The sequence below is a fragment of the Pseudomonas tructae genome (genome assembly GCF_004214895.1).
Lineage (GTDB): Bacteria > Pseudomonadota > Gammaproteobacteria > Pseudomonadales > Pseudomonadaceae > Aquipseudomonas > Aquipseudomonas tructae.
The window spans coordinates 322024-335429 of record NZ_CP035952.1 but is presented as its reverse complement, the minus strand read 5'-3'; the positions used below and the strand labels follow the sequence as shown (position 1 = coordinate 335429).

13 protein-coding genes are annotated in these 13406 nt (G+C 58.3%); 11 read left to right on the top strand and 2 right to left on the bottom strand.

Features of this window, described 5'->3' with window-relative positions:
• Positions 1 to 7 precede the first annotated feature (7 nt).
• A complete protein-coding gene (dnaN, locus tag EXN22_RS01590) occupies positions 8 to 1111 on the bottom strand; it encodes a DNA polymerase III subunit beta (protein WP_130262142.1) in 1104 nt (367 codons plus the stop codon).
• Between the two features lie 40 nt (positions 1112 to 1151).
• On the bottom strand, positions 1152 to 2672 hold the full coding sequence (gene dnaA, locus EXN22_RS01585; protein ID WP_130262141.1) for a chromosomal replication initiator protein DnaA: 1521 nt from the start codon (positions 2670 to 2672) through the stop codon (positions 1152 to 1154).
• Positions 2673 to 3264: 592 nt separating this feature from the next.
• On the opposite strand from dnaA, the gene rpmH reads away from it, so the two are divergent.
• The 11 genes from rpmH to atpB all read left to right on the top strand — a co-directional run bounded on the left by rpmH (position 3265) and on the right by atpB (position 13380).
• Positions 3265 to 3399 (top strand): 50S ribosomal protein L34, encoded by a 135-nt coding sequence (rpmH, locus tag EXN22_RS01580; RefSeq protein WP_002551315.1) that lies wholly within the window; start codon positions 3265 to 3267, stop codon positions 3397 to 3399.
• A gap of 13 nt (positions 3400 to 3412) precedes the next feature.
• The gene (gene rnpA, locus EXN22_RS01575; protein WP_165392267.1) at positions 3413 to 3817 is read left to right on the top strand and encodes a ribonuclease P protein component; all 405 of its coding nucleotides are present in this window, start codon (positions 3413 to 3415) and stop codon (positions 3815 to 3817) included.
• Positions 3810 to 4055 (top strand): membrane protein insertion efficiency factor YidD, encoded by a 246-nt coding sequence (gene yidD / locus EXN22_RS01570; protein WP_080764817.1) that lies wholly within the window; start codon positions 3810 to 3812, stop codon positions 4053 to 4055. The genes rnpA and yidD overlap by 8 nt, the downstream gene beginning before the upstream one ends.
• A gap of 2 nt (positions 4056 to 4057) precedes the next feature.
• On the top strand, positions 4058 to 5740 hold the full coding sequence (gene yidC / locus EXN22_RS01565; RefSeq protein WP_130262139.1) for a membrane protein insertase YidC: 1683 nt from the start codon (positions 4058 to 4060) through the stop codon (positions 5738 to 5740).
• A gap of 83 nt (positions 5741 to 5823) precedes the next feature.
• Positions 5824 to 7194 (top strand): tRNA uridine-5-carboxymethylaminomethyl(34) synthesis GTPase MnmE, encoded by a 1371-nt coding sequence (gene mnmE, locus EXN22_RS01560; RefSeq protein ID WP_130262138.1) that lies wholly within the window; start codon positions 5824 to 5826, stop codon positions 7192 to 7194.
• Between the two features lie 517 nt (positions 7195 to 7711).
• Positions 7712 to 9604: a tRNA uridine-5-carboxymethylaminomethyl(34) synthesis enzyme MnmG gene (mnmG, locus tag EXN22_RS01555; RefSeq protein WP_130262137.1), complete on the top strand. Its 1893-nt coding sequence runs from the start codon at positions 7712 to 7714 to the stop codon at positions 9602 to 9604.
• Positions 9601 to 10245 (top strand): 16S rRNA (guanine(527)-N(7))-methyltransferase RsmG, encoded by a 645-nt coding sequence (gene rsmG / locus EXN22_RS01550; protein ID WP_130262136.1) that lies wholly within the window; start codon positions 9601 to 9603, stop codon positions 10243 to 10245. Before mnmG ends, rsmG begins: the two co-directional genes overlap by 4 nt.
• Positions 10246 to 10263: 18 nt before the next feature.
• Positions 10264 to 11055, top strand: coding sequence for a ParA family protein (locus tag EXN22_RS01545; protein WP_010222720.1), 792 nt, complete (start codon positions 10264 to 10266; stop codon positions 11053 to 11055).
• A gap of 9 nt (positions 11056 to 11064) precedes the next feature.
• A complete protein-coding gene (locus EXN22_RS01540) occupies positions 11065 to 11937 on the top strand; it encodes a ParB/RepB/Spo0J family partition protein (protein WP_130262135.1) in 873 nt (290 codons plus the stop codon).
• 149 nt (positions 11938 to 12086) lie between these two features.
• Complete coding sequence (locus tag EXN22_RS01535; protein WP_010222722.1) at positions 12087 to 12494, top strand: F0F1 ATP synthase subunit I; 408 nt, start codon at positions 12087 to 12089, stop codon at positions 12492 to 12494.
• A gap of 16 nt (positions 12495 to 12510) precedes the next feature.
• Positions 12511 to 13380 (top strand): F0F1 ATP synthase subunit A, encoded by an 870-nt coding sequence (gene atpB / locus EXN22_RS01530; protein ID WP_010222723.1) that lies wholly within the window; start codon positions 12511 to 12513, stop codon positions 13378 to 13380.
• The last annotated feature ends 26 nt before the right edge of the window (positions 13381 to 13406 follow it).

Genomic DNA, 13406 nt, shown 5'->3' with positions numbered 1-13406 from the left:
GGACAAATTACAGACGCATCGGCATGACAACATAAGCGGAATCGTCGTTGTCGGCTTCCTGCAGCAGCGCACTGCTGTTGGAGTCCGACAGGATCAGACGAACCTGCTCAGTGGTCATGACACCCAGTACGTCCAGCAAGTAGCTGACGTTAAAGCCGATTTCCAGCGAGCTACCGTTGTACTCGACGCTGATTTCTTCTTCTGCTTCTTCCTGCTCCGGGTTGTTGGCCTGGATCTTCAACTGGGCATTGGCCAACTGCAGGCGGATGCCGCGGTACTTCTCGTTGGACAAAATCGCCGTACGGCTGAAGGCTTCACGCAGTGCCTGACGATCGCCGACCACCAGCTTGTCGCCACCCTTGGGCAGGACACGCTCGTAGTCCGGGAACTTGCCGTCGACCAGCTTGGAAGTGAAGGTGAACTCACCCGTGGTGGCACGGATGTGATGCTGCCCCAGCACGATACTGACCATGCCGTCCGGCTCGGTGAGCAGTCGCGCCAGCTCAAGGATACCTTTGCGTGGCACGATGACCTGGTGGCGATCAGCCTGGCCAATATCAGCACGCATCGAGCACATGGCCAGACGGTGACCGTCAGTGGCAACGGCGCGCAGCGTATCGGTGGATACTTCCAGCAGCATTCCGTTGAGGTAGTAGCGCACATCCTGTTGGGCCATGGCGAAGCTGGTGCGCTCGATCAGACGGCGCAGCCGGCTTTGCTCCAGGTTGCAGGTCAGCGAGCCCGGGCCTTCTTCCACAGTCGGGAAGTCATTGGCCGGCAGGGTCGACAGGGTGAAACGGCTACGACCGGCCTTGACCACAAGCTTTTGCTCATCGAGCTTGATGTCGATCAGCACGTCGTTCGGCAGGCTTTTGCAGATGTCCATGAGCTTGCGCGCAGGGACGGTGATCTCGCCTGGCTCGGCAGGCTCTTCCAACTGGACGCGGCCAACCAGTTCCACTTCCAGGTCGGTACCGGTCAGCGACAATTGCTGACCCTCTACCACCAGCAGTACGTTGGACAGTACCGGCAAGGTCTGGCGGCGCTCGACGACGCCTGCGACCAGTTGCAGGGGTTTCAACAGGGCTTCGCGTTGAATGGTGAAATGCATGGTCTAGTCCCTTGCCTTTAATAAGCTGCGCTGACGTTCATCAAGTCGTCAGAGTCCGCAGCAGGTTCTTGTAGTCCTCGCGGATATCCGCGTCGGATTCCTTGAGCTCGTTGATCTTGCGGCACGCATGCAACACGGTGGTGTGATCGCGGCCGCCGAAAACGTCGCCGATTTCCGGCAGGCTGTGGTTGGTCAGCTCTTTGGACAAGGCCATGGCAACTTGCCGCGGGCGAGCGACCGAACGGGAACGACGTTTGGATAGCAGATCGGAGATCTTGATCTTGTAGTACTCGGCAACGGTGCGCTGAATGTTATCCACACTCACCAGTTTGTCCTGCAGTGCCAGAAGATCCTTGAGCGATTCGCGAATCAGCTCGATGGTGATGTCACGGCCCATGAAGTGCGAGTGAGCGATTACCCGCTTCAGGGCGCCTTCGAGTTCACGCACGTTCGAGCGGATACGCTGGGCGATAAAGAAAGCAGCATCGTGCGGCAGGTCGACCTTGGCCTGATCGGCCTTCTTCATCAGGATCGCCACCCGGGTTTCGAGTTCCGGCGGCTCTACCGCAACAGTCAGGCCCCAGCCGAAACGCGACTTCAGGCGCTCTTCCAGGCCTTCGATTTCCTTCGGATAACGGTCGCTGGTCAGAATGACCTGCTGGCCGCCTTCGAGCAGGGCGTTGAAGGTGTGGAAAAACTCTTCCTGGGAACGTTCTTTACGGGCAAAGAACTGAATGTCATCGATCAGCAGTGCATCGACCGAACGGTAGAAGCGTTTGAACTCGTTGATGGCATTGAGTTGCAGCGCCTTGACCATGTCAGCGACGAAGCGCTCGGAGTGCAGGTACACCACCTTGGCATTCGGGTTCTTCTTGAGCAGGTGGTTGCCCACCGCGTGCATCAAGTGGGTTTTACCCAGGCCCACGCCGCCATACAGGAACAGCGGGTTGTAACCATGCTTGGGGTTGTCGGCAACCTGCCAGGCCGCAGCACGCGCCAGCTGGTTGGACTTACCTTCGACGAAGTTCTCAAAGGTAAAGGTGCGGTTCAGGTAGCTGGTGTGTTTGAGCGCACCCTCGACCTGCACAGTGCGTTGTTCGGTGCGGCTACTTGTGGGGGCCGGGACGGCATTGGCCTCGCCCATGGAATCGAAGCTGTCACGCGAAGGCGCTTGCTCGACTTCGGCCACCGCTGCCGGTGCTGCAACGGGTGCGGCCACAGGCTCACTGACCACTGCGCTTTGTACAGCTTGTGCCTGGGAGGCGGCCACGGCAGCAGCCAGCGGTGCATTAGGTGCGGCACGCGGTGCCGAACTGCGCCTGCTGCCTATTAATAAGGAAAGGGCAGGCGCCAAACCGTTGCCGTGTTCACCCAGCAGTTCGAGCAGACGGCTCAGGTACTTTTCATTGACCCAGTCGAGAACGAAACGGTTGGGCGCATAGACGCGCAACTCGTCGCCTTCGGCTTCGACCTGTAGCGGACGGATCCAGGTGTTGAATTGCTGGGCAGGCAGTTCATCGCGCAGAAGCTCCACGCACTGCTGCCAAAGTTCCACTGACACGGATATCCCCTGAGTTGAAAGCCGGTGAGGCAAAAACAAGCGCCCATTGTACCCAGCGCCAGCTCAGTTATCCACATGCAGGTACGACGAGGATGGCGATAAATCAGCAATTTAGTGACCAAAATGTCGCTTTGACCTTGTGAATAAGCTCTGTGGATAACCGTACTTGAGGTCTTTGCACAACTGGGGGTCGAAACCGGTGGATAACCTGCCTGTGGATAACAGGCTATTTGATCCACAGCTTTTCCGAGGCTAGAGCACAGTCACAGCACCGTTTCTCGACAAGGTTTCGTTATTCTGTACAGTAGGTAGTTAAAGGCCTGTAGCCTGTTATCCACAGAAATCGTCCACATAAGCTTTATAAGATTCACTAAAAAGCTTTAAATAAGTCCTCTCTTTTTTTCTATGTTTAAGTGATCCGTTACTCGTGGCCTGGCCGTTCATCCCCAGTGATACCCAGAATGCAGCCGATTTTCCGTCTATAAGGAAAAGCTGGTTGGAAATTGACCTACGGCCCCGCTTTCTCTAGAATCGCCGGTCTCTTAAAACGGGGGCCATTCCGGCCCGTAGTCGACGAACCAGGTAACACGCCATGAAACGTACTTTCCAACCAAGCACCATCAAGCGCGCTCGCACTCACGGTTTCCGTGCCCGTATGGCCACCAAGAACGGTCGTGCCGTTCTGTCGCGTCGCCGTGCCAAAGGCCGTAAGCGCCTGGCAGTTTGATTTTTCGGCACTGGTGGTGAGTCAGGACTTCAGTCGGGAAAAGCGCCTGCTTATTCCCCGGCACTTCAAAGCGGTCTTCGACTCCCCAACCGGCAAGGTTCCAGGGAAATGCCTGCTGATCCTTGCTCGCGAGAACGGTCTTGATCATCCCCGCCTGGGGCTTGTGATCGGGAAAAAGAGCGTCAAGCTTTCCGTTCAACGCAATCGCCTGAAACGCCTGATGCGCGATTCGTTTCGCCTGAACCAGCAGTTGCTTGCCGGTTGGGATATCGTGATTGTCGCGCGCAAAGGGTTGGGCGAGATTGAAAACCCAGAATTGCACCAACATTTTGGCAAGCTCTGGAAGCGCCTTGCACGCAGTCGGCCCGCTCCAGTGGTTAACACCGACTCTGTGGGGGTAGACAGTCAAGATGCGTAAACTGGCGCTCGTTCCGATCCAGTTTTACCGTTATGCCATTAGTCCTCTGATGGCCAGTCACTGTCGTTTCTACCCCAGTTGCTCCTGCTATGCGTACGAAGCCATCGAAACACATGGCCTTTTACGCGGCGGGTGGCTTACCGTTCGTCGCCTGGGGCGTTGTCATCCGTGGAATGCCGGTGGTTTTGACCCGGTTCCACCTGCCTCCTCTTCCCGTACTTCTTCGATAGCCGAGTAATCATGGATATTAAACGCACGATCCTGATCGCGGCCCTGGCAATCGTGTCCTACGTCATGGTCCTTAACTGGAACCAGGACTATGGCCAGGCTGCCCTGCCGACTCAGAATACTGCTGCCAGCAACGTTGCCCCGGCCCTGCCGGACACCGCGCAGGCCGGTAACACTGGCGCCAGCGCCGATGTACCGAGCGCCAACGCTGAATCCAGCCCAGCAGAACTTGCCCCGGTAGTGGTCAGCAAGGACCTGATTCGGGTCAAGACTGATGTCCTCGACCTGGCTATCGATCCAAACGGTGGCGACATCGCTCAGCTGATGCTGCCGAAATACCCACGTCGTCAAGACCATCCGGACATTCCGTTCCAGTTGTTCGACAACGGTGGTGAGCGTACTTACCTGGCTCAGAGCGGTCTGACCGGTGTCAACGGACCCGATGCACGTTCGTCTGGCCGTCCGCTGTACGCCGCTGATCAGAAAAGTTATCAACTGGCCGATGGTCAGGATCAACTGATCGTCGACCTGAAGTTCAGCGATGCCGGCGTCAACTACATCAAGCGCTTCAGCTTCAAGCGCGGTGAGTACGACCTGACCGTCACCTACCTGATCGACAACCAGAGCGCACAGCCCTGGACCGGTAACCTGTTTGCACAGCTCAAGCGCGATGCCAGCTCGGATCCGTCCTCGAGCACCGCAACCGGTACTGCGACCTATCTCGGTGCGGCCCTGTGGACAAGTTCGGAGCCCTACAAAAAAGTGTCGATGAAAGACATCGACAAGGGAAATCTGAAAGAAAATGTTACCGGCGGCTGGGTAGCCTGGCTGCAGCACTACTTTGTAACTGCCTGGATTCCAAACAAGTCTGAAAACAACATCGTTCAGACCCGCAAGGACAGCCAAGGCAACTACATCATCGGTTTCACCGGCCCGGCACTGAACGTCGCCGCTGGCGCCCAAGCCGAAACCAGCACCATGCTGTATGCCGGTCCCAAGATCCAGGAGCGACTCAAGGAGTTGTCCCCAGGTCTGGAACTGACCGTCGACTACGGTATCCTGTGGTTCATTGCCCAGCCAATTTTCTGGTTGCTGCAACATATCCACAGCCTGCTCGGTAACTGGGGCTGGTCGATCATCGTTCTGACCATGCTGATCAAGGCGCTGTTCTTCCCGCTGTCGGCCGCCAGCTACCGTTCGATGGCGCGCATGCGTGCCGTCGCGCCGAAACTGGCAGCACTCAAAGAACAACATGGCGATGACCGGCAGAAAATGTCGCAAGCCATGATGGAGCTGTACAAGAAAGAGAAGATCAACCCGTTGGGTGGCTGCCTGCCGATCCTGGTCCAGATGCCGGTCTTCCTTTCGCTGTACTGGGTTCTGCTGGAAAGCGTCGAGATGCGTCAGGCGCCATGGATGTTCTGGATCACTGACCTGTCGATCAAGGATCCGTTCTTCATCCTGCCGATCATCATGGGCGCGACCATGTTCATCCAGCAGCAGTTGAACCCGACTCCGCCGGATCCGATGCAGGCCAAGGTGATGAAGCTGATGCCGATCATCTTCACCTTCTTCTTCCTGTGGTTCCCTGCAGGTCTGGTGCTGTACTGGGTTGTGAACAACTGCTTGTCGATCGCACAGCAGTGGTACATCACCCGCGGTATCGAAAAGGCTGCCAAGAAAGCCGCCGCTTAACGGGTTAGCCAGCTAACCTGTGGATAAACGCCCCCTCGTGGGGCGTTTTGCTATCTGTCGTTTTTGTCGTGAGACCGTCGAACATGAACACTGTGCGTGAAACCATTGCCGCCATCGCTACCGCCCAGGGACGTGGGGGAGTGGGGATCGTGCGGCTATCCGGCCCTCTGGCCAAACAAGCCGGGTTGGCCATCTGTGGAAAAACGCTGACACCGCGGCACGCCCACTACGGTCCGTTCCGCGCTGAAGATGGCCTGGTGCTGGATGAGGGCATTGCGCTGTTCTTCCCCGGGCCGAACTCCTTCACCGGCGAAGACGTGCTGGAACTGCAGGGCCACGGTGGCCCGGTGGTGCTCGATATGCTCCTGCAGCGCTGTGTACAACTGGGGTGTCGCCTGGCGCGCCCGGGTGAATTCAGCGAGCGGGCGTTCCTCAACGACAAGCTCGACCTGGCGCAGGCCGAGGCCATCGCCGACCTGATCGAAGCCAGTTCCGCACAGGCGGCGCGCAATGCCTTGCGCTCGCTGCAGGGCGAATTTTCCCGTCGTGTGGATAACCTCACCGAGAAACTGATCAGCCTGCGTATCTACGTGGAAGCGGCGATCGACTTCCCCGAGGAAGAAATCGACTTTCTCGCCGACGGTCACGTGCTGAGCATGCTCGATGAAGTGCGCAACAATTTATCCACAGTGCAGCGTGAAGCCGGGCAGGGCGCCTTGCTACGTGACGGCATGACTGTGGTGATTGCCGGTCGGCCAAATGCCGGCAAGTCGAGCCTGCTTAATGTGCTGGCCGGCCGTGAGGCAGCGATTGTCACCGATATCGCCGGTACCACCCGGGACATCCTGCGCGAACATATCCACATCGACGGCATGCCGCTGCACGTCGTCGACACTGCCGGGTTGCGCGATACCGATGATCATGTGGAAAAGATCGGCGTGGAACGCGCACTCAAGGCCATCAACGAGGCGGATCGGGTGTTGCTGGTGGTCGACTCCACGGCGCCTGAAGCCAGTGATCCGTTTGCCCTGTGGCCGGAGTTCCTCGATCTGCGGCCGGACCCGGCCAAGGTCACGCTGATTCGTAACAAGGCAGACCTGAGTGGCGAAGCCATTGCCATGGAACAGAGTGAAGATGGCCACGTCACCATTACCCTCAGCGCCAAGGACACTGACATGGGCCTTGAGCTGCTGCGCGAGCACCTGAAGGCCTGCATGGGTTATGAACAGACTGCCGAAAGCAGCTTCAGCGCCCGCAGACGCCACCTGGAGGCCCTGAATCAGGCCAGTGCGCACCTGGAGCACGGTCGTGCCCAACTGACCCTTGCCGGAGCCGGTGAACTGCTGGCAGAGGATCTGCGTCAGGCTCAACAAGCCCTGGGTGAAATCACCGGTGCATTTAGTTCCGATGATCTCCTGGGTCGAATCTTCTCTAGCTTCTGTATCGGTAAGTAAGCGTCCCGATCCACAGTCGGGCCTGCAATGGGCCCGGCTGCAGCAGCCAATTTCTCCAATCCCCTCTCCTGGTCAGTACAGCCATAGCTGTTGTGCTGCGCTAATTCCTGCGCGTCTATCCACATTTCGCTGAAATAAGCCCTGTGGAAAACCCACCTTCAGCTCCGTTGATAACTGGCCTTCAAGGCTGGAGATAACTCCCCCTGTGGGTAACTGGTCATTTAATCCACAGGCTTAAAGCGCTTATCCAGAACGCTCATCCCTGGTAGACCACAGGGTTTTGAATCTCTGTACACAAGGTAAATAAAGGCCTGTAGCACCTTATCCACAGAAAGGTGCTTGACTAAGAATAAACATAAAAACAAAGCTTTAATAAATTTCTCTCTTTTAATTTCTATTACTCGCCATTCATCCACAGCCTGGTTAAATTTTGTGCAAAAGGTTCCTTTAGAGGGGGGTAAGTCCCTATACTTGTGCGTTATCCCTATCTATTCCCGAAACAGGCACGAGGTGCGTGGTGGATTTCCCTTCCCGTTTTGAAGTGATCGTCATCGGCGGCGGCCATGCCGGTACCGAGGCTGCGCTTGCGTCTGCACGCATGGGTGTGAAAACCCTGCTGCTGACCCACAACGTGGAAACCCTCGGTCATATGAGTTGCAACCCGGCCATCGGTGGCATCGGCAAGAGCCACCTGGTCAAGGAAATCGATGCGCTCGGCGGTGCCATGGCACTGGCCACTGACAAGAGCGGTATCCAATTCCGTGTTTTGAACAACCGCAAAGGTCCGGCAGTGCGCGCAACTCGTGCCCAGGCCGACCGCGCCATCTACAAATCGGTGGTGCGCGAGATTCTTGAGAACCAGCCCAACCTGTGGATATTCCAGCAGTCGTGCGACGACCTGATCGTCGAGCAGGACCAGGTACGCGGTGTGGTAACCCAAATGGGTCTGCGTTTTCTCGCAGACTCCGTGGTACTGACCACCGGAACCTTCCTCGGCGGACTTATCCACATCGGTTTGCAGAATTACTCTGGTGGCCGCGCCGGCGATCCGCCGTCGATTGCCCTGGCACGTCGCCTGCGTGAACTGCCACTGCGCGTCGGTCGCCTGAAAACCGGCACACCGCCACGTATCGATGGTCGCTCGGTGGATTTCTCGGTCATGACCGAGCAACCCGGTGACACCCCGATCCCGGTGATGTCGTTCATGGGCTCCAAGGAGCAGCATCCGCGTCAGGTCAGTTGCTGGATTACCCACACCAACGCCCGTACCCACGAGATCATCGCGTCGAACCTCGACCGTTCGCCGATGTACTCCGGGGTAATCGAAGGCATTGGCCCGCGCTACTGCCCGTCGATCGAAGACAAGATCCACCGCTTTGCCGACAAGCAAAGCCACCAGGTGTTCATCGAGCCCGAAGGCCTGAACACCCACGAGCTGTACCCGAACGGGATATCCACATCCTTGCCGTTCGATGTGCAGTTGCAGATCGTGCGTTCGATCCGCGGCATGGAAAACGCCCACATCGTGCGTCCTGGCTACGCCATCGAGTACGACTATTTCGATCCGCGGGACCTCAAGTACAGCCTGGAAACCAAGGTCATTGGCGGGTTGTTCTTCGCAGGTCAGATCAACGGCACCACGGGCTACGAAGAAGCCGGTGCGCAAGGCCTGCTTGCCGGTACCAACGCGGCACTGCGTGCGCAGGGCCGTGAAAGCTGGTGCCCGCGTCGCGACGAGGCGTACATCGGCGTGCTGGTTGACGACCTGATTACCCTGGGGACCCAGGAGCCGTACCGCATGTTCACCTCGCGGGCCGAGTACCGCCTGATCCTGCGTGAAGACAACGCCGACCTGCGCCTGACCGAAAAAGGTCGCGAGCTGGGCCTGGTCGACGACGAGCGCTGGGCCGCGTTCAGCGCCAAGCGCGAAAGCATTGCCGTGGAAGAGCAGCGTCTGAAATCCACCTGGGTCCGCCCGGACACTGCACAAGGCCAGGCCATTGCCGAGAAGTTCGGCACACCGCTGAGCCACGAATACAACTTGCTCAACCTGTTGACTCGTCCGGAAATCGATTACGCCGGTCTGATGTCGGTCACCGGCGGCGCCGAGATCGACCCGCAAGTGGCCGAACAGGTTGAGATCAAGACCAAATACGCCGGTTATATCGACCGGCAACAGGAAGAAATCGCCCGGCTGCGCGCCAGCGAAGATACCCGCCTGCCCGACGATATCGATTACAGCGGTATTTCCGGGTTATCCAAGGAAATCCAGGGCAAGCTCGGTCAGACCCGGCCCGAGACACTGGGTCAGGCTTCGCGTATCCCCGGCGTGACCCCGGCGGCGATTTCCCTGTTGCTGATTCATCTGAAAAAACGCGGCGCAAGCCGCGAGTTGGAGCAAAGCGCTTGAGTTCTCAGGTCACCCCTCAACACGCCGAAGAGTTGTCCACAGGCGCCCGCAAGCTCGGTGTCGAGCTGAGCGAGGCCCAGCAGGCACAACTGCTGGCCTACCTGGCCTTGCTGATCAAGTGGAACAAGGCCTACAACCTGACCGCTGTGCGCAATCCGGACGAGATGGTTTCCCGCCACCTGCTCGACAGTCTCAGCGTCATGCCGTTTATCCACAGCGAGCGCTGGCTGGATGTTGGCAGCGGCGGTGGCATGCCCGGTATTCCTTTGGCTATCCTGCATCCGGAGAAGCAAGTCACGGTGCTCGACAGCAACGGCAAGAAAACCCGTTTCCTGACCCAGGTAAAGCTGGAGCTCAAGCTGGATAACCTCACAGTTATCCACAAGCGGGTAGAGGAGTTCCAACCGGAGCTGCCTTTCACCGGAATTGTTTCCCGTGCTTTCAGCAGCATGGAGAACTTCACCAACTGGACGCGCCACCTCGGTGACGCCCAGACGCAGTGGCTGGCAATGAAAGGGCTGCATCCTGCCGATGAGCTGGTAGCATTGCCGGCAGATTTCAGAGTGGATAGCGAGCAGGCCTTGACCGTTCCGGGTTGCCAAGGCCAACGCCATCTGCTGATACTGCGCCGCACGGCATGACTGGGAACACAAGCAAGAATGGCTAAGGTATTCGCAATCGCGAACCAGAAGGGTGGTGTGGGTAAAACCACCACCTGTATCAATCTCGCAGCATCGCTGGTGGCAACCAAGCGCCGCGTGCTGCTGATCGATCTCGATCCACAGGGCAACGCCACCATGGGTAGCGGTGTGGATAAACACGTCCTGGAACATTCGGTCTATGACCTGTTGATCGGCGAATGCGATCTGGCCCAGGCCATGCACTTCTCCGAGCACGGCGGCTATCAGCTGCTGCCGGCCAACCGCGACCTGACCGCTGCCGAAGTGGTGCTGCTGGAAATGCAGATGAAGGAGAGTCGCCTGCGTACCGCACTGGCGCCGATCCGCGAGAACTACGACTACATCCTGATCGACTGCCCGCCGTCGCTGTCGATGCTGACCCTCAACGCCCTGGTTGCCGCCGATGGCGTGATCATTCCAATGCAATGTGAATACTTTGCCCTGGAAGGCTTGAGTGACCTTGTGGATAACATCAAGCGAATCGGCGAGCGGTTGAACCCGCAGCTCAAGGTCGAAGGCCTGCTGCGAACCATGTACGACCCGCGCCTGAGCCTGATCAACGATGTTTCCGCCCAGCTCAAGGAACACTTCGGCGATCAGCTGTACGACACCGTGATTCCGCGCAACATCCGCCTGGCCGAGGCCCCGAGCTTCGGCATGCCGGCCCTGGCGTACGACAAGCAATCACGTGGCGCCCTGGCGTACCTGGCCCTGGCCGGGGAACTGGTGCGACGCCAACGCCGTCAAACCCGCACTGCACAAACAACTTAAGGAATCCGCATGGCCGTTAAGAAACGGGGTCTCGGACGTGGGTTGGATGCACTGCTCAGTGGTCCGACCGTCAGCGCGCTCGAAGAGCAGGCTGTCCAGGTCGACCAGAAGGAACTGCAACACCTGCCGCTCGATCTGATCCAGCGCGGCAAGTACCAGCCGCGCCGGGACATGGACCCGCAGGCACTGGAAGAACTCGCCCTCTCGATCAAGAGCCAGGGCGTGATGCAGCCGATCGTGGTCCGCCCGATCGCTGACGACCGCTTTGAGATCATCGCCGGTGAGCGCCGCTGGCGCGCCAGTCAGCAGGCTGGCCTGGAGACCATCCCGGCGATGGTCCGCGATGTGCCGGATGAAGCGGCCATCGCCATGGCCCTGATCGAGAACATCCAGCGCGAAGACCTCAATCCGGTGGAAGAGGCCATTGCCCTGCAGCGCCTGCAGCAGGAATTTCAGCTAACCCAGCAACAGGTCGCCGATGCTGTGGGCAAGTCGCGGGTAACCGTGGCCAACCTGCTGCGCCTGATCTCGTTGCCGGACGTGATCAAGACCATGTTGTCCCACGGCGATCTGGAGATGGGCCACGCCCGGGCATTGCTCGGATTGCCGGATGATCAGCAGGTTGACGGGGCGCGTCACGTTGTCGCACGCGGCCTGACCGTGCGCCAGACTGAAGCACTGGTACGCCAGTGGCTCAATGGCAAGCCCGAGCCGGTAGAACCTGCCAAGCCGGACCCGGACATCACACGCCTTGAACAGCGTCTGGCAGAGCGTCTGGGCTCGGCCGTACAGATCCGTCACGGTAACAAGGGCAAGGGCCAGTTAGTTATTCGTTACAACTCACTAGATGAGTTGCAAGGTGTCCTTGCTCACATCCGCTGAAACAATTCCTTTTGTAGCGCGTAGTCGGAAATCACTACCCGGCAGTTGAATAGGGGTTAAACCGCCCCTATACTCTGCGCGCATTTTGTCGGCACAAATTATGCCAAGTCATAGCTGACTGGTTGGTCGACTTTCGAGGAGCAGTTGTGATGGAAACCCGCACGCCAAACCGCTTGCCTTTCCATCGCTGGGCGGTTTTTCCGGTACTGTTGGCTCAGTGTGTCGTGTTTCTGTTGGCAACTTTGGCGTTGTGGCAGTGGCACGGGGCGGTCAGTGGATATTCGGCACTCTGTGGAGGGCTGATTGCCTGGCTGCCAAATGTGTATTTCGCCTGGAAGGCTTTTCGTTACACAGGAGCCAGGGCAGCGCAGGCCATCGTCAAGTCGTTCTACGCTGGCGAGGCAGGCAAATTGATTTTGACGGCAGTGCTTTTTGCGCTGACGTTTGCAGGAGTGAAGCCATTGGCGCCGTTAGCAGTCTTCGGTGTCTTTCTGCTGACCCAGTTGGTCAGCTGGTTCGCGCCCCTGCTGATGAATATAAGACTTTCGAGACCTTAGGGCGTTTGAGGCAACCATGGCAGCAGAAACCGCTTCGGGCTATATCCAGCACCACTTGCAGAACCTGACCTTCGGTCAACTACCAGACGGCGGTTGGGGCTTTGCCCATTCCGCAGCAGAAGCCAAGGCAATGGGCTTCTGGGCGTTCCACCTGGACACCCTGGGGTGGTCGGTCGCGCTGGGTCTGCTTTTCGTATTCCTGTTCCGCATGGCAGCCAAGAAGGCGACTTCCGGCCAGCCTGGCGGTCTGCAGAACTTCGTAGAAGTGCTGGTTGAGTTCGTCGACGGCAGCGTCAAGGACAGCTTCCATGGCCGCAGCCCGGTGATCGCCCCACTGGCGCTGACCATTTTCGTCTGGGTCTTCCTGATGAACGCCATCGACCTGATCCCGGTCGACTGGATTCCGCAGCTGGCCATCCTGATCTCCGGTGATCCGCACATTCCGTTCCGTGCCGTGTCGACCACCGACCCGAACGCGACCCTGGCCATGGCCTTCAGCGTGTTCGCCCTGATCATTTTCTACAGCATCAAGGTCAAGGGCATCGGCGGTTTCCTCGGTGAGCTGACCCTGCACCCGTTCGGCAGCAAGAACATCTTCGTTCAGATCCTGCTGATTCCGGTCAACTTCCTGCTCGAATTCGTGACCTTGATCGCCAAGCCTATCTCGCTGGCCCTGCGTCTGTTCGGCAACATGTACGCCGGCGAGCTGGTATTCATCCTGATTGCCGTGATGTTCGGCAGCGGCCTGCTCTGGCTCAGTGGCCTGGGCGTGGTGCTGCAGTGGGCGTGGGCTGTGTTCCACATCCTGATCATCACCCTGCAAGCGTTCATCTTCATGATGCTTACCATCGTCTACCTGTCGATGGCTCACGAAGATAACCATTAAGACCGCCTGGCGTGTCTGATGACCCT

Coding starts and splice junctions, on each gene's coding strand:
- dnaN (WP_130262142.1), bottom strand. CDS start 1,111: ATGCATTTCACCATTCAACGCGAAGCCCTGTTGAAACCCCTGCAACTG.
- rpmH (WP_002551315.1), top strand. CDS start 3,265: ATGAAACGTACTTTCCAACCAAGCACCATCAAGCGCGCTCGCACTCAC.
- yidD (WP_080764817.1), top strand. CDS start 3,810: ATGCGTAAACTGGCGCTCGTTCCGATCCAGTTTTACCGTTATGCCATT.
- yidC (WP_130262139.1), top strand. CDS start 4,058: ATGGATATTAAACGCACGATCCTGATCGCGGCCCTGGCAATCGTGTCC.
- mnmE (WP_130262138.1), top strand. CDS start 5,824: ATGAACACTGTGCGTGAAACCATTGCCGCCATCGCTACCGCCCAGGGA.
- EXN22_RS01545 (WP_010222720.1), top strand. CDS start 10,264: ATGGCTAAGGTATTCGCAATCGCGAACCAGAAGGGTGGTGTGGGTAAA.
- EXN22_RS01540 (WP_130262135.1), top strand. CDS start 11,065: ATGGCCGTTAAGAAACGGGGTCTCGGACGTGGGTTGGATGCACTGCTC.
- EXN22_RS01535 (WP_010222722.1), top strand. CDS start 12,087: ATGGAAACCCGCACGCCAAACCGCTTGCCTTTCCATCGCTGGGCGGTT.
- atpB (WP_010222723.1), top strand. CDS start 12,511: ATGGCAGCAGAAACCGCTTCGGGCTATATCCAGCACCACTTGCAGAAC.